The organism is Caulobacter sp. AP07 (genome assembly GCF_000281955.1).
In the GTDB taxonomy this organism is placed as follows: domain Bacteria; phylum Pseudomonadota; class Alphaproteobacteria; order Caulobacterales; family Caulobacteraceae; genus Caulobacter.
On sequence record NZ_AKKF01000205.1, the window covers coordinates 13,737 to 29,052 of the forward strand.

At 67.7% G+C, this 15,316-nt stretch carries 14 protein-coding genes; 10 read left to right on the plus strand and 4 right to left on the minus strand.

Annotated features, from left to right (window positions below; all coding sequences use genetic code 11):
* Positions 1-7 precede the first annotated feature (7 nt).
* The 3 genes from PMI01_RS18280 (at position 8) to PMI01_RS18290 (ending at position 4,821) form a co-directional block, all read left to right on the plus strand.
* Positions 8-2,197 (plus strand): PQQ-dependent dehydrogenase, methanol/ethanol family, encoded by a 2,190-nt coding sequence (locus PMI01_RS18280; protein ID WP_007672295.1) that lies wholly within the window; start codon positions 8-10, stop codon positions 2,195-2,197.
* Between the two features lie 89 nt (positions 2,198-2,286).
* Positions 2,287-3,690, plus strand: coding sequence for an aldehyde dehydrogenase family protein (locus tag PMI01_RS18285; protein WP_007672297.1), 1,404 nt, complete (start codon positions 2,287-2,289; stop codon positions 3,688-3,690).
* A 42-nt stretch (positions 3,691-3,732) separates the two neighbouring features.
* Positions 3,733-4,821, plus strand: coding sequence for an aromatic ring-hydroxylating dioxygenase subunit alpha (locus tag PMI01_RS18290; RefSeq protein ID WP_007672299.1), 1,089 nt, complete (start codon positions 3,733-3,735; stop codon positions 4,819-4,821).
* A gap of 288 nt (positions 4,822-5,109) precedes the next feature.
* Here PMI01_RS18290 and PMI01_RS18295 read toward each other — a convergent pair whose 3' ends face one another.
* From PMI01_RS18295 to PMI01_RS26125, 3 genes are all read right to left on the minus strand, one after another.
* A complete protein-coding gene (locus PMI01_RS18295; RefSeq protein ID WP_007672301.1) occupies positions 5,110-5,529 on the minus strand; it encodes a nuclear transport factor 2 family protein in 420 nt (139 codons plus the stop codon).
* Positions 5,530-5,583: 54 nt separating this feature from the next.
* Complete coding sequence (locus PMI01_RS18300) at positions 5,584-6,144, minus strand: NAD(P)H-dependent oxidoreductase (protein ID WP_007672303.1); 561 nt, start codon at positions 6,142-6,144, stop codon at positions 5,584-5,586.
* 527 nt (positions 6,145-6,671) lie between these two features.
* A complete protein-coding gene (locus PMI01_RS26125) occupies positions 6,672-7,496 on the minus strand; it encodes a helix-turn-helix transcriptional regulator (protein WP_007672305.1) in 825 nt (274 codons plus the stop codon).
* Positions 7,497-7,975: 479 nt separating this feature from the next.
* Between PMI01_RS26125 and PMI01_RS18310 the strand changes: the two genes are divergently transcribed.
* The 6 genes from PMI01_RS18310 to PMI01_RS18335 all read left to right on the plus strand — a co-directional run bounded on the left by PMI01_RS18310 (position 7,976) and on the right by PMI01_RS18335 (position 13,582).
* Positions 7,976-8,254, plus strand: a complete 279-nt coding sequence (locus tag PMI01_RS18310) for a hypothetical protein (protein ID WP_007672307.1) — start codon at positions 7,976-7,978, stop codon at positions 8,252-8,254.
* A gap of 340 nt (positions 8,255-8,594) precedes the next feature.
* Positions 8,595-9,398, plus strand: coding sequence for an alpha/beta fold hydrolase (locus PMI01_RS26130; protein WP_007672309.1), 804 nt, complete (start codon positions 8,595-8,597; stop codon positions 9,396-9,398).
* Positions 9,399-9,408: 10 nt separating this feature from the next.
* On the plus strand, positions 9,409-10,767 hold the full coding sequence (locus PMI01_RS18320; protein WP_007672310.1) for an LLM class flavin-dependent oxidoreductase: 1,359 nt from the start codon (positions 9,409-9,411) through the stop codon (positions 10,765-10,767).
* A 105-nt stretch (positions 10,768-10,872) separates the two neighbouring features.
* Positions 10,873-12,264: a 3-isopropylmalate dehydratase large subunit gene (gene leuC / locus PMI01_RS18325; RefSeq protein ID WP_238537082.1), complete on the plus strand. Its 1,392-nt coding sequence runs from the start codon at positions 10,873-10,875 to the stop codon at positions 12,262-12,264.
* Positions 12,261-12,884 (plus strand): 3-isopropylmalate dehydratase small subunit, encoded by a 624-nt coding sequence (gene leuD / locus PMI01_RS18330; RefSeq protein WP_007672315.1) that lies wholly within the window; start codon positions 12,261-12,263, stop codon positions 12,882-12,884. Before leuC ends, leuD begins: the two co-directional genes overlap by 4 nt.
* An 80-nt stretch (positions 12,885-12,964) precedes the next feature.
* A complete protein-coding gene (locus PMI01_RS18335; protein WP_007672317.1) occupies positions 12,965-13,582 on the plus strand; it encodes a TetR/AcrR family transcriptional regulator in 618 nt (205 codons plus the stop codon).
* 107 nt (positions 13,583-13,689) lie between these two features.
* Here PMI01_RS18335 and PMI01_RS18340 read toward each other — a convergent pair whose 3' ends face one another.
* Positions 13,690-14,466, minus strand: a complete 777-nt coding sequence (locus PMI01_RS18340; RefSeq protein ID WP_007672319.1) for an alpha/beta fold hydrolase — start codon at positions 14,464-14,466, stop codon at positions 13,690-13,692.
* 153 nt (positions 14,467-14,619) lie between these two features.
* Here PMI01_RS18340 and PMI01_RS18345 point away from each other — a divergent pair, with 153 nt between their 5' ends.
* Positions 14,620-15,246, plus strand: coding sequence for an NAD(P)-dependent oxidoreductase (locus PMI01_RS18345; protein ID WP_007672321.1), 627 nt, complete (start codon positions 14,620-14,622; stop codon positions 15,244-15,246).
* Positions 15,247-15,316: the final 70 nt, after the last annotated feature.

Consider the following 15,316-nt stretch of genomic DNA (forward strand, 5'->3'; position numbering starts at 1 on the left):
CGCCCTCATGAGCAAGCACCCAGCGGCGTTGGCCGCGATGCTCCTGGCCGGCGCCCTGGCGATCGCCGGGTGCGGCGGGCGGGGCGACGCGCCGTCCGACCAGGGCGGCGCGAGCGTCGCGGCGGCGACGGCCAACGATCCGACCGGACAGCGGATCATCGACGCCGCCGCCCACGGCGACGACTGGCTCAGCCATGGCCGCGGCTATGACGAGGCCCGCCACAGCCCCGCCAGCCAGATCAATACGAGCAACGTCAAGACCCTCGGACTTGCCTGGTCATATGATCTGGACACCAATCGCGGCCAGGAGGCCACGCCGCTCGTGGTCGACGGGGTGATCTACACCACCAGCGCCTGGTCGAAGGTCCAGGCGCTGGACGGGCTGACGGGCAAGCTGCTCTGGCAGTTCGATCCCAAGGTGCCCGGGGCGACCGCGGCCAAGGCCTGCTGCGACGTCGTCAACCGCGGCGTGGCCTATTGGGGCGGCAAGGTGTTCGTCGGCGCGCTCGACGGACGCCTGATCGCCCTGGACGCCAAGACGGGCCAGACGCTGTGGTCGGTCGTCACCGTCGACCAGGCGAGGAACTATACGATCACCGGCGCGCCGCGCGTCATCAAAGGGCGGGTGATCATCGGCAATGGCGGCGCGGAGTTCGGCGTGCGCGGCTATGTCAGCGCCTATGACGCCGACAGCGGCAAGCTGGTCTGGCGCTTCTACACCGTCCCCGGATCCGACCGAAAGGACGGCGCGGCCTCCGACCCGGTGATGGCCATGGCCCGCAAGACCTGGACCGGCGACTGGCATGATCGCGGCGGGGGCGGGGGCGGCACCGTCTGGGACTCGATGGCCTATGATCCGGCGCTGGACCTGCTCTATCTGGGCGTCGGCAACGGCTCCTATTGGCGACGCACCGCCCGCAGTCCCGGCGGCGGCGACAATCTCTTCATCGCCTCGATCCTGGCCCTGCGCCCCGAGACCGGCGAATATGTCTGGCACTACCAGCAGACGCCCGGCGATCAGTGGGACTACACCTCGACCCAGCACATGATCCTGGCCGACCTGCAGATCGGCGGCCAGCCGCGCAAGGTTCTATTGCAAGCTCCCAAGAACGGCTTTTTCTACGTGCTCGATCGCGTCACGGGCAAGCTGATCTCGGCCAAGCCGTTTTCGAAGGTCAACTGGGCCAAGGGCGTGGATCCGGCGACCGGTCGGCCGATCGTCACCCCCGAGGCCGACTATTCCAAGACCGGCAAGCCCTTCGTGGCCATGCCCGGCCCGCTGGGCGCCCATGACTGGATGCCGATGGCGATGAACCCGGCCACCGGCCTGGTCTATATTCCCGCCCAGGAAATGGGTTTTGTCTATCAGGCGGACGCGGCGTTCAAGCCGATGCCCAAGGGCGTCAATCTCGGCGTCGATCTGGGCGCGGCCACCGTGCCCGACGACCCCAAGATCAAGGCCGCGATCCGCAAGAGCATGAAGGGCTACCTGCTGGCGTGGGACCCGCGCCTGAACAAGGAGGTCTGGCGCGCGCCTCACGCCGGATCCTGGAACGGCGGCGTCCTGTCGACGGCCGGAAACCTGGTCTTCCAGGGCGACGGCGACGGCCAGCTCAACGCCTATGACGCCAAGGTCGGGACCAAGCTCTGGTCTTACGACGTCCAGACCGGCATCGTCGCCGCGCCGGTGAGCTGGTCGCGCGACGGCAAGCAATACATTACCGTGGTCGCCGGCTGGGGCGGGGCGTTCCCGCTCCTGGGCGGCGAACTGGCCTGGGGCCGGGACGGCCCGCGCCGCAATCTCAGCCGCGTGCTGACCTTCGCCCTGAACGGGGCCGCCAAGCTTCCTCCGCCGCCACCGGCCAGGCCTCGCGGCGACCTGCAACTGCCGTCCAAACCGATCGCCGCCTCGGTGATCGAGACGGGCCGGTGGGCCTTCGACCGCACCTGTTCGGGCTGCCACGGCCCGGCCGCGGCCAGCGGCGGCATCGCCCCGGATCTGCGCTATTCCCCGGTGACCGGCGATGCCGACACCTGGCGTCAGGTGGTCTCCGAAGGCGTCCTGGCCGACAACGGGATGGTCAGCTTCAAGGAAAACTTCTCGCCCGCGCAAATCGAGGCCATCCGCGCCTACGTCCTGAGCCGCGCGGCGCAGAAGGCCCAGGAGGACGCAAGGCCGCCCCCTGGCGGCCGTTGACCCCGGTCGCCGGCGGCCAGTCCGCCAGCGACCGGCCCAGGTCCATGGCGGACCGGTTTGAACATGTTCCCGATTAGCAGGAGGCCCGCATGGGCGATCATCGCGTGACGACGGACGGCGGGGCGGCGCAAGGCGGCCGGCTGATCAGCATCCGCAATCCCTCGACCGGCGAGGTCGTCGGGGTCTGTCCCGCCGCGACAGTCGCCGACCTGGAGGCCGCGGTGGCCGCCGCCAAGGCCGCCTTCGCCTCATGGTCGGCCACCAGCCCGGCCGAGCGCCAGGCCGCCTGCGTCGCCATCGCCGAAACCCTCGAGCGCCACGCCGAGGAACTGGCCCAATTGCTCACGCGCGAACAGGGCAAGCCCCTGAACGGCCTGGGATCACGCTTCGAGGTCGGCGGGGCGGCGGCCTGGGCGCGCTACAACGCCAGCATCGATCTTCCCGTGAAGATGGTTCGGGACGACGCCGAAGGGCGGATCGCCATCCACCGCAAGCCGGTGGGGGTGGTCGGCTCGATCACGCCTTGGAACTGGCCGCTGATGATCGCGGTCTGGCATGTGGTTCCGGCCCTCCGCGCGGGCAACACCGTGGTGATCAAGCCTTCGCCGCTGACCCCGCTGAGCACCCTGCGGCTGGTGGAACTGCTTAATCAGGTGCTGCCGCCCGGGGTGCTCACCTGCGTGGTGGGCGGCGACGAGATCGGCCCCTTGCTGGTGGCTCACCGCGACGTGGCCAAGCTGGTCTTCACTGGATCGACGAGCACGGGCCGCAAGGTCATGGCCGGCGCCGCCGAGGGCCTCAAGCGACTGACGCTGGAACTGGGCGGCAACGACGCGGCTATCGTGCTGCCCGACGTCGATCCCTCGGCGATCGCCGAGGGCCTGTTCTGGGGAGCCTTCGTCAACAACGGCCAGACCTGCGCCGCGCTCAAGCGGCTCTACGTCCATGACGACATCTACGAGGCGGTGTGCGCGGCCCTGGTGGCCTACGCCGCCACGGTGAAGACCGGCGACGGGCTCAGCGAGGACAATGTCCTGGGTCCGGTGCAGAACGCCATGCAGTTTGCGAAGGTGCGCGACATGGTCGATCAGGCGCGGGCGCGCGGCGCGCGCATCCTGGTCGGCGGAACCCCGCAAGGGGAGGGCCTGTTCTTCCCGGTGACGCTGATCGCCGACGCGGCCGAAGGCATGGACATCGTCGACCTGGAGCAGTTTGGCCCAGCCCTGCCGATCCTGCGCTACCGAGACATCGAGGACGCGATCGCCCGCGCCAACGGGCTCGATTTCGGGCTTGGCGGTTCGATCTGGACGGCGGATCTCGCGCTCGGCCGCGCGCTCGCCGCGCGGCTGGAATGCGGCACGGCCTGGATCAACAAGCACGGCGCCCTACGCCCCGACACCCCGTTCGGCGGCGTCAAATCGTCCGGGATCGGCGTCGAGTTCGGCCCCCAGGGGCTGGAGGAATACACCACCATCCAGGTCGTTCACGAATAGCCCCGCCGCCCGCCCAATCGCCATCGGCCAGGAACAGACAAGATGACCAGCGTTTCACAAAAAATGATCGACGCGTCGCAACGGGCCCAGAAGCGGCTGGCGGGGCGCGATACGCCGTTCGTGACCAATTGCTGGTATGTGGCCGGCTTTTCCTGGGAATTTTCCCGCGCCCTGCGCGCGCGCACCATCCTGGGACGACCGCTCGTGCTCTACCGCACCGCGGCCGACAGGCCCGTCGCGTTGTCCGATCGCTGCGTCCACAGATCCTATCCGCTCAGCGCCAGCACCCTGGACGGCGACACCATCGTCTGCGGCTATCACGGCCTGCGCTATGACGCCGATGGGCAGTGCGTCGAGGCTCCGGCCCTGCAGACCTGTCCGCGCGGCGTCGGCGTGCGGTCCTATCCCGTGCGCGAGCAGGGACCTCTGGTGTGGATCTGGATGGGCGAGGCGCCGGCGGACGAGGCCCTGCCGATCGGCGACTGGGTCAGCGACCCAGCCTGGCCAGCCAGCCAACAGTCCTACCATCTGCCGGCCAGCTATATCGCGCTGCACGAGAATCTCCTCGATCTGACCCATCTGTCGTTCCTGCACGCCAACAGTTTCGGCACGCCCGATTTCGCCTCTGCGCCCTACGAAGTGGATCTGGAATCGACGCCGGGGCGGTTTGTGCTGACCCGTTCGGTCATGCCCACGCGCCTGCCGCCGGTGTGGGCCGAGCCGACCGGGCTGACGGGCCGGGACGCGGCCCGCATCACCACGTCCGAATTCCTGGCGCCATCGGCCCATGTCGTCAGCGCGCGGTTCTATGGCCTGGATGTTCCAGAGCAGGAGCGGGCCGACACGCGGATCATGACCGCCCACCTGGTGACGCCGGAAACCGCCGCCAGCACGCACTATTTCATCCATCACGCCCGCAACTTCGCCCAGGCCGATCCCGGCGTCACCCAGTTCATGAACGATCAGCTGGCCGTCGCCTTCACCGAGGACGTGGTCGGGCTCACCAAGGTCGAGCAGATGATCGCCGCCACCCCGGACGGGGACTTCTACGAGATATCGCTGAACTCCGATCGCGCGGGCCTGGCCATGCGCCGCTGGCTGTTCCAGGCCGCGCACGGCGCCGCCGACTGAGCGACGCGGGAACGTGGCTGTCTTGCCTGATCACCTTGGACGAAACGCTGGACGGTCTGCGGATGGTGATTGCGCCGGAGGAATAGGTCAAGGGCCGACCCGTGCCAATCTAACCCAGCGGCGTGCGAGCAACCCGAGACGCCGATCGATCACGACAAGGTCTCCAAGGCGTGCTCCACTCCAGTTGCGGAGCTCGGTCTGGGATGTGGACCTCCAAAGGCGCCGGACCAGCCCGGTTGGCCTCTATCGCGGGAGTCGCGGGAAGGTCGGGCCATAGCGTCCCAACGCCTAACCGCGCGCGAAAAGCCGGTCGGCGCCCAACCAGGTCACGCGCCAACCCTCGGCGGTGTTTCGAAGCGTCGCGCCATAGGCGTCCAGAGCCAGGGGCGGGGCCATGGGCGAAGCAAGGCCGGCGACCGGATGGTCGTCGCTGAGCGCCAGCGCGCGAAAGGTCACCTCCGCGGTCGCGCCGTCGCAAGCCACGATGATCAGATTGCTGATCAGGTGCTGGATCCGGCGGCCTGGCGGTCGCCGCCCCATCTCGTCGATGATCGCGCCTTGCCCCACGCGCTCGCCGTCGCGCCGGCGCCAGACCCCGTCGGTGCAGAACAGGCCGGCGACCTGGTCGGCGTCCTCGGCGTCGATGTAGGAAAAGAGGCGAAGGATCGCCTGTTCGATCAGTTGCCGATCCTCACGATCACAAGACATTGGCGGTCCTCGAGATTTTCTAGGCGCGGCGATCGTGCGGGCGGCCCGGCCGGCCTATGCGCCGGCGGCGCCAAGCGCCTCCACCTTCTCCAGCCAGCGCGCCCGGTCGGCGGCGAAGACATTGCCCAGGGCCAGGGTCCGGATCGGCTTGAACCCACTGGTCCACAGCACCCCGCGCCGAAGCCATTTGACGCCTTGGGCGAACATCAGGTGGAAGACGAAGGCGGGAATGATCATCGTGACGATGATCCGGGCCGACCGGCCGCCCAGCAACGGCTTGTGGCTGTCCTTCTCGAAGCTGAAGCCGTACCGGCAAATCTGTTCGAAGAAGCTCTTGAGCAAGGCCGGCGGCCCGCCGATCCACAGGGGAAAGACAAGGACCATGTGGTCGCACCAGGTGATCAGGTCCTGGGCCTGACGGATGGCTTCGGGCGGCTCGCCTTCGAGTTCCAGGCCGGTGATCACCGGCGGAAACAACAGCGCCCCCAGATCGAGCCGGCGAACCTCGCGCCCGCTTCGCGCGGCGCCCCTGGCGTAGGCGTCCGACAAGGCGGCCGCCAGCCGTTCGGCGCTGGCGTCCGGGTGCCCGTTGATGATCAGGATCTTGCGAGACACCGCGCCCCCGAATGAAAACGCGAGCCAGCCGAACGCCGCTCTCCGCCTGGAACAAAGGCTTGGCGACCAAGATCGCGGGGCCTTGCCGGACCCGTATAGATCGCGGCGGCCCAGGATCACCAATACCCCGTCTTGGTGACCTGCACGGTTGGTCCGTGAACGGTCGGGCCGCGCCCGTGATCGGCCTCAACGTGGCCCTGACATGGACCGAACGCCTCCGCCCGATCGCGTCAGGCTGTAGGGAAGGGCGGCCGATGGCTCAGCCCACTTCGAACTCCAACCCCGGAAAATGCAGCTGATACATTTCGCAAGGACTGATCACGGTGAAGGCCGCGACACCGACGTCGCCGTCGCGTCGGCCGCCTGGTCCATCGCCGGCCGGGTTGGCCGCCGCCGAAGACTCAAGCGAGCGAGATCTGGTCGCGACGGGATTTGAAGCGGCGGGCGCGTGTGGCGCCAAGGCGGACGAGGAGGACGAGAGCGCCATTGAGCAATACCTCATGGACGCGGCTTGATAAGCCAGGACCTTAGGCGGCTTGAGGCGCGCTAAGGCGGGTGACGGTGCGGAAGTAGCGGGAGAAGAGTTCGTTCTGGCTGCTGATGCCCAGCTTGGCGTAGGCGCGCTTGCGATGGGTGCAGATGGTGTTTTCGGAGATGCCGAGGTTGAGGCTGATGGCCAGGGTGCGAAAGCCCAGCACGATGCTGGCGCAGATCTGGGCCTCGCGCGGCGTCAGGCCGTGACCCTCGGCCATCAGCACCGCCGACAGGTGCTCCAGAACAGGGCGTCCGGCCCCGGATTCAACCGGTCGCGGGCTCACCGGGTGTTCGTAGTCGGGATCAGCCCGATTGAGCTCCATGTGCCGAAAGAGCACCGGCAAGGAAACCCGAGCCAGCAGCTGCGCGCGCTCCAGGTCGGCGGGCGTGAAACAGCTCTTGCTGGCGCAGCGGTAGAACCCGATGCTGAAACGCCTGCGGCCAAAAAAGCCGAGCACGCTGATTTCCGAAGCGATATGGGGCTCGTCGTAATAGTGACGACGATAGGATTCGTCGCTGATCGCCTCGGGCACGACCAACCGCGCCTGTAGGTCCGAAACGCTGTAGAGGTCCTTGATCGCCGGGTCGCTGCGGAAGCCGTTCTCGACATAGGCCGAGCCGAGCGCCTTGGTGATCGCGCGCCGCGCCGGGCCAAGACCTTCTAGTACGATTGGCGAAGGCTCATCCGTTTCCGAAAAGACGAAGGCTGTACAGTTGCTCACGTCTAGCGTCTTGCGGGCCAAATCAAAATAGGCCGCATCGAAACCAGACCGCCCGATATTAACGATCAACCGGGAAAGCGCGTCGGTGTCGAGCATGTTTTACTCTCCCTAGTGATACCGCACCATTGATGGTGTCTGTTGTACTTTCGCCGCAAGCCCGTGATCCGAGTCGCGACGCCTTTGACTTCAATTGACGCCATATCGCGCGGTCGACTTGGCGCCTGCCCGCAATTTGGACATTCGACCAGATTGAGAGATGAGCTCGCTCCGGTCCTGGATCGCCCCCTCGCCGCAAGGGCGACAGGTCAACCAAAAGGCTTATCGCAGGAAATTGGACATCTGTCCAGATTTGAAGGTTGGCGGAGCCTGCGGCCGACCGACGCAGTTCTCCCGTGGCGGCGCGGCGCCCTTGGCCGGGCCCAGGAACGACCGTCATGGCGGCGGGCTCACGCTCCACGACCCAGGTCGCAAAGGATGCGGATCGAGCAGCGCCAAACCCCTCGGCGGTCCCCCAGGGCGGGTATGGCGGCGTCCGGGTCGATGGCTAGGGTTCTCCGCCTTGGAGAGACCCGCCCATGACCTTCTTCCTCATCGTCAAAGTGTCGCTGATCCAGCCCTTCGATCACTGGGTGAAGCTCTTCGACGCCGACCGCGAACCCCGGGAAGCCAGCGGCACCCACGTGGTGTTTCGCCATCCGGTCATCGGTGAGCAGGCCGCGGTGTTCGGGGTCAGAACCCAATCGCCGCGACTGGTCCACGACATGATGTACCACCCCGAGGTGCGGGCGATGATCGAGGCGTCGGGCCTGGTGGTCGGCAGCGAGCAGATCATCGTCTGCGAAGCCGTCGACTGAGTTGGGAGGATCGCGTCGGCGACGACGCCGGCGTCCAGCGCAACACGGGGGAAGCGCCGCGTGTCGATGCGGCGGCCCCCGCATCCGGACCTGTCCCCCCGCGCGCTCGGCGAAGAGCGCGGACGGTTTGACCTTCAACATCAGCCATTTCGACCGGCCATCATCGCGTGCGAGCGTGGCGACGCGCGCCCTTGGCGCGACCCGCCATCGCTGGGAATCTCCGTTCGGCGGGGGCGTGCGGCGCCGCTCCAACGTCATGGGTCACATTGAGAGGGGATGCCTCAGACCTCGGCCCTCCCACTAGGTTGAGCGCCAAGATCGTTTTTGGAGGCTGATCCTGATGTCCGAAGCCAAGTTTGCAGACTATCGGGAAGCATCGTTCATCGAGGCGGGGGGCGTTCGCACCGCCTATCGCCGCCAAGGCTCGGGTGAGCCGGTGCTGTTCCTGCACGGCGCGGGCCTGACCCGCCGCTGGTTCCCGTTCTATGAAGCCCTGTCCAAGCATGGTGATCTGATCGCGCCCGAGCATCCGGGATTTGGCGAAAGCGACCTGCCCGACTCGCTGACCGACTTCACCGACATGGCCGTGCATTACGCCGACCTGCTCAAGGCCCTCGACCTGGAGGCCGTGCATCTGGTGGGCCACTCCTATGGCGGCTGGATCGCGGCGGAATTCGCCGCGCTCTACCCCGAGAAGATCAAGAGCCTGACCTTGATCGCGCCGATGGGTCTGCGGCCGCCGCCCGAAGTGAAGATGGCCGACATGTTCCGCTTCGCGCCGCAGGATGGTCTGCGCGCCCTGCTGGGCGCCGACGGCGACAAGTGGTTGCCCTATTTCGATGAAGGCGACGCCGGCGCCCAGGCCATCCAGGACTATCAGGAAGTCTCGGCCTTTGGCCGCCTGACCTGGAACCCGCGCTACAGCCTGAAGCTGGAGACCCGGCTTCGCCGGATCACCGCGCCGACCCAGATCATCCTGCCCGAGCACGACGGCGTCGTCCCGGTCGAGATCGGCCAGCGCTACGCCGAGCTGATTCCGAACGCCAAGCTGGTGACGCTGAAGGGCGCCTCCACCCCGACCGAACATCTGCTCAGCCTTCAGGAGCCTCAGCGCCTGGCCGACCAGATCGCCGCTGTGATTTGAGGATTGATCGATGACCCACTTCAGCACTGAAATCCAGCAACCCGGCCCCGAAAGCGATCGTCGCCTGGAGTTCGGCCTCTTCATGGGCGGGCAGAACGGCTTCTATCCCCACGTCGGCGAGAACCGCACCAACTATGTGGACCTGCCCAACGGCGAGTTCAGCGAGCCGTCGCTGAGCGCGATCAAGGTCGAGAAATACCTGCGCAACCTCATCGAAGGCGAGCGCCTGGGCTTCGACATGATCATCAGCATGGAGCAGCGCTGCCCCGCGCCCTACAATAGCGCCATGATCATGGCCAGTTGGCTGCTGGCCAAGACCAACAAGATCCAGGTCGGCGCCATCGGCCCGGTGATGAACACCTATCTGAACCCGCTGCGCCTGGCCGAAGAGATCGCCCTGCTCGACATCATGTCCGGCGGCCGCCTGTCGGTCGGCCTGCCGCTCGGCATCGGTCCGGCCTATCACCACATGGGCGTCAAGCCGAACGAAGCGCGCGGCCGTTTCAAGGAAGGCGTCGAGCTGATCAAGCGCGCCTTCAGCGAGCCGGGTCCGTTCGACCACCGGGGCGACTATTTCAACCTGCCGGTCTGCAACCTCTATCCGCGCCCGCACCGCACGCCGGAGTTCTGGCTGCCGGCGTCGGGGTCGCTGGAGTCGATCGAATTGGCGGCCGAACACCACCTGACCTACCTGGCGATCATGAACCCCATGAAGGCGCTGATCTCCAACACCCAGCGCTTCCGCCAGACCGCCGAGGAAAAGTACGGCTACACGCCGGGCCGCAACCAGGTGGGCTGCATGGCCCTGGTCCACGTCGCCGAGACCGACGCCCAGGCTCGCAAGGAGGCCGAGGCCCACATCCTCTGGTACAATCAGAACCTGATGCGCTCGGTGATGCACGACTTCCTGCCCCCCGGCTATTCGGGCATGGAGACGGTCAAGCGCATCTTCGGCGGCGGCAACTACCGCGCCAAGCCCCCCGAGCAGATGAGCTTCGATGAGACGGTCGAGCAGGGCTGGGCCTTCGTCGGTTCGCCCGACACCGTCGCGCGCGGCATCGAGGAAATGACCGATAAGCTGGGCGCGGGGAAGCTGCTGATCATGGGCGACAACGGCAGCATGCCCGACTGGATGATCCAGAAGAGCCTGACGATGTTCGCCTCGGAGGTCATGCCGCGCTTCCGGCCCGCGCGCGGTCGGCCGGTTTGGGCCGATCGACCCAAGGCCGGTTTCGAGACGGTGTCCGAAGCCTCGGCCCTGGCGGTCAAGCCGCCGCGCACGCCCATCGCGGTGTTCGAGGGCCTGGGCAAGATCGACATCCGGACCGCCCACATCGACGAGTTGCGCACCCCGGTCAAAGAGGGCTGACCCCCTCCGGGAGGCCGATCCCAGGATCTGGCCTCCCGGACGCTGGTCCGATCGCGGGCCCACGACGACCAAAGAGCGGGATGACAGATCCATATGTCTTCGGGGATGAGCCTCTTCGACAAGCTGTGGCGCCAGAATCTGATCGAGGATCTGGGCGAGGGACGCGGCCTGATCCACATCGACCGCCACCTGCTGCACGAGCTCTCCAGTCCACAGGCCTTCGCGGGCCTGCGCCAGGCTGAACGCGTGGTGCGCTCCCCCGACCTGGCCTTCGCCGTTCCCGACCACATCGTCGACACCGGCCCTGGCCGCGGCGACCGCACCGTCCCGGGCGGCGAGGCGATGATCAGGGCCCTGCGGGCCAACGCCAAGGCCGCCGATATCGCCCTGTTCGACGTCGGCGATCCGCGCCATGGCATCGTCCATGTCGTGGCCGCCGAGCAGGGGATCGCCCTGCCGGGCATGGCCATCGCCTGTGGCGACAGCCACACCTGCACCCTGGGGGCCCTGGGGGCCTGGGCGTTCGGCATCGGGACAAGCGATGTCGAACACATCCTGGCCACCCAGACCCTGGTGATGCGCAAGCCGGCGAGTTCGCGCCTGACCGTGACGGGGACCCGCGCGCCCGGCGTCTCGGCCAAGGATCTGGCCCTGGGGATCATCGCCCAGATCGGCGTCAACGCCGCCAAGGGCGGCGTCCTGGAGATCGCCGGCCCCGCCATCGAGGCCCTGACGATGGAGGAGCGGTTCACCCTGTGCAACATGGGCATCGAGGCAAGCGCGCGCTCGGCGATCATCGCCCCGGACGCGACGACCTTCGCCTATGTGGCGGCGCGGCCAAACCCGCCGGTCCCCTTGGCGCCCGCCATCGCCGCCTGGCGCGCGCTGCGCAGCGATCCGGACGCGCGCTTCGACGCCGAATTCGCCTTCGACTGCGACGATCTGGCCCCGCAGGTCAGTTGGGGAACCAATCCCGGCCAGACCATCGGCGTGAACCAGGCCGTCCCCGACGCGCCGTCGGACGCCGCCCCGCGCGAGCGCGACGCGGCCCTGCGCGCCCTGGCCTATATGGGTCTGGAAGCCGGCCAGCCGATCCTGGGATTACCCGTCAGCGTGGTGTTCATCGGCTCCTGCACCAACAGCCGCCTGTCGGACCTGCAGGTCGCCGCCCGCGTGGTCGAGGGCCGCAAGGTCGCCCCCGGGGTGCGGGCCCTCGTCGTGCCCGGATCGGCGCGCGTCAAGGCCGAGGCCGAGGCGCTGGGCCTGGACGCAATTTTCGTGGCGGCCGGCTTCGAGTGGCGCGAAGCGGGCTGTTCGATGTGCGTGGGCATGAATTCGGACCGTGTCGCCCCCGGCGAGCGCAGCGTCTCGACCTCCAACCGCAATTTCGAGGGCCGCCAAGGCCCAGGGGCCCGCACCCACCTGGCCAGCCCGGCGACGGCCGCGGCGAGCGCCATCGCCGGCGCGATCGCCGATCCGCGGGCGTATCTGCGATGAAGGCCGTCAGCATCGTCGCCGGCGTCGCCGCGCCGCTCAACAGGGCCGACATCGACACCGACGCGATCATTCCGCAGAACTGGCTGATCACCACCGAGCGCGAAGGCCTGGGCAGGGGCCTTTTCTCCAATTGGCGCTATCTGCCCGGCACGGAAGTCCCCGATCCCGCCTTCGTGCTCAATCAGCCGGCCTTCGCCGGCGCTCGCATCCTGGTGGCGGGTCCCAACTATGGCTGTGGCTCTTCGCGCGAGCACGCCGTCTGGGCCCATCTGGACTTCGGCATCGAGGCCGTGGTGGCGGCCAGCTTTGGTCCGATCTTCCGCGACAACGCCCTGAAGAACGGCCTGCTGACCGCCGAGGTCGAGGCGGATGTCGCCGCCGACATGCTGGCGCATCTGCAAACCCGCTCGCCCCGGACGATGACCATCGACCTGGCCGACACCCAATTGGTCGGGCCCGACGGCCGCCGCCACGGCTTCCGGATCGATCCCGAGCGTCGCAACGCCCTGCTGGAGGGCCGCGACGACATCGCCTCGACCCTGGATCGGTCCCAGGTGATCAGCGCGTTTCAACGACGCGACCGCCAGCGCCGGCCTTGGATCTGGGGCCAATCCTCATAAGGACCGGGCTCGCCGGCCTGGTCGGCCGGAGGAGGGGACCCCGCGATTGACATTTTTGTAGCGACCACTAATTATGCCTCATGTCCGATCGTTCGAGCAAGCCGCTGGGTCGACCGCGCGGCTTTGACCGCGGCGTAGCCCTGCATCAGGCGCTGCACGAGTTTTGGCGTCACGGCTATCAAGCCACCTCGATCGCCTCCCTGACCTCGGCGATGAACATCCAGCCTCCGAGCCTCTACGCGGCGTTCGGCGACAAGAGCTCGCTGTTTCGCGAATGCGTCGGCCTCTACCGGCGGATCTATGAAAACGATGTCACCGAGGCGTTCCAGGAAGAGCCGACCGCGCGCCGGGCTATCGAGCGCATGCTCGGGGTGCTTGCCGTGCAATATACAGATCCGACCCATCCGCCCGGCTGCCTGATCATCAGCGCCACGGCGGCGCATGGCGCGGACGCGGCCGAAGTGGCCGAGGAACTGCGCCAATTGCGGGAAGGCTTCAAGGCGGGCCTGGCCGCTCGCATCGCCCATGACGTCGGCGCGGGCATACTGCCGCCGAAGACCGACGCCAAGGCGCTGGCCGTGTCCTTCGCGGCGACCATCCAGGGCATGTCGTGCCAGGCTCAGGACGGCGCCAGCCGAGAGGACCTGCAGGCGATCGCGAGATTGGCGATGGCCGCCTGGCCGACTGCGCAAGCCTGAGGCCGAACGCCTCGACGATTTGATCGCGGTCTCGCGCGCCTGGACCGAGACGAAAGGATCGGCGGTCGGAGGGTTCGAGAACCGGCCGGCCGCCGCCGAGGAAATCGCTAGGCGCCGACTTCGTCGAGGAAGGCTGTGGCCAGTTTCAGCCATTCCTCGGGACTTTCGAGGAACAGCAGGTGGCCGGTGGGGAAGTCGACCATTCGCGCGCCGGGGATCTGGGCGGCCATGCCGCGCTGGAGCCCGATGGGCGTCAGGCGGTCCTCCGCCGTTCCGACCACCAGGGTCGGAGCCTTGATCTTGCCGAGGTCCCCACGAACGTCGATCCGGCCAAAGAGTTCGGCCTGTTCCGGCGCCCCCGGCGAGAGGCCCGCCGCCGCGCCGCTGGCGATCGCGCGAACCATGTCCATCGGCATCGCCGCCACCGCGGCCGGGCTCAGCGACAGCAAGGCGGCGATCTTGCCAAACAGCATGGGGTTGCTGGCCAGGAGTTCGCCCGAAGCCTCGGTCGCCAAGGTCATGTAGTTGTCGAGGCAGGGGTAGGCGGCGTTGAGAACCAACGCCGAGATGCGATCGGGGTGGCGCGCCGCGGCCCGGATGGCCACGGGTCCGCCCATCGAAAAGCCGATCAGCGCGAAGGTCTCCAAGCCCTCGTCGACGGCGGCGGCGACGATCTCATCAGCCAGTTGGTCCAGCGACAGCGGCGTGGAGGACCGCGGCGTGTCGCCGCTGCCCGGATAGTCGACGCCCACGACCGTGCGGCCGGACGACAGACCCGCGAGCACCGGACCGTAGTGCGCGGCGATGCTACCGCCCATGCCATGCGCAAGGGCGACGCCGGGGCCAGCGCCCAGAACCGTACGGGCGAAGGTTGGTTTCGACATGGGATCCGACTCTTTCTGTAGTGATCAATAAGAAATCCATAGCGATCATTCATAGCGTTCGCTACAGAATTATGGGGCGGAGGCCGTGTCGCTCGCACGGCGCGCCTATCGCCTTGGATGGCCGAGCGCCCTGAATTGGATCTGGAGGTTTGGATGCGAGTTTTGCTGATCGGCGCGGCGGGCATGATCGGAAGCCGCGTGGCCCTCGAGGCGCGGACCCGGGGACACGTCGTCACCGGAGTCGGGCGCACGGGTCGGGACCATATCATCGGCGCCGACGCGTCCGATCCCCACGCCCTTGCGGCGCTTGCGGCCGACCATGACGCCATTGTCCTGGCCGCGCGGGCGATGCGGACCGACGTCGCCCCCCACGACGGTCTGCTGGCCATCGGGCGAGCGGTCACGGCGGCCATGCGCGAGACGGGCGTCGAGCGCCTAGTGGTGGTCGGCGGCGCGGGCAGCCTGGAGGTGGCCCCAGGGGTGCGGTTCCTGGACCAGGCCCTGAACCTCCCGGACGCGATCAGGGAGGAAGCCAATGCCCAGGCCGCCTTGCTCGCGTTCCTGCGCCAGACGGCCGGCGACCTGTCCTGGACCTATGTTTCGCCCGGCGGGATGATCGCCCCTGGCCAGCGCACCGGCAAATTCCGGATCGGCGGCGACCAGGTGCTGGTGGACGGCGGCGGCAAGAGCTTCATCAGCGCCGAGGACTACGCGATCGGGCTTGTCGACGAACTGGAGACGGCCGCCAACGTCGGTCGCCGCATCAACCTTGGCTATTGATCCAACCGCCAGCGCATGCGGGAGGGGCGTCTCGGAGCCATTGGCCTGGATCGAATCCCCCGACCCTCCG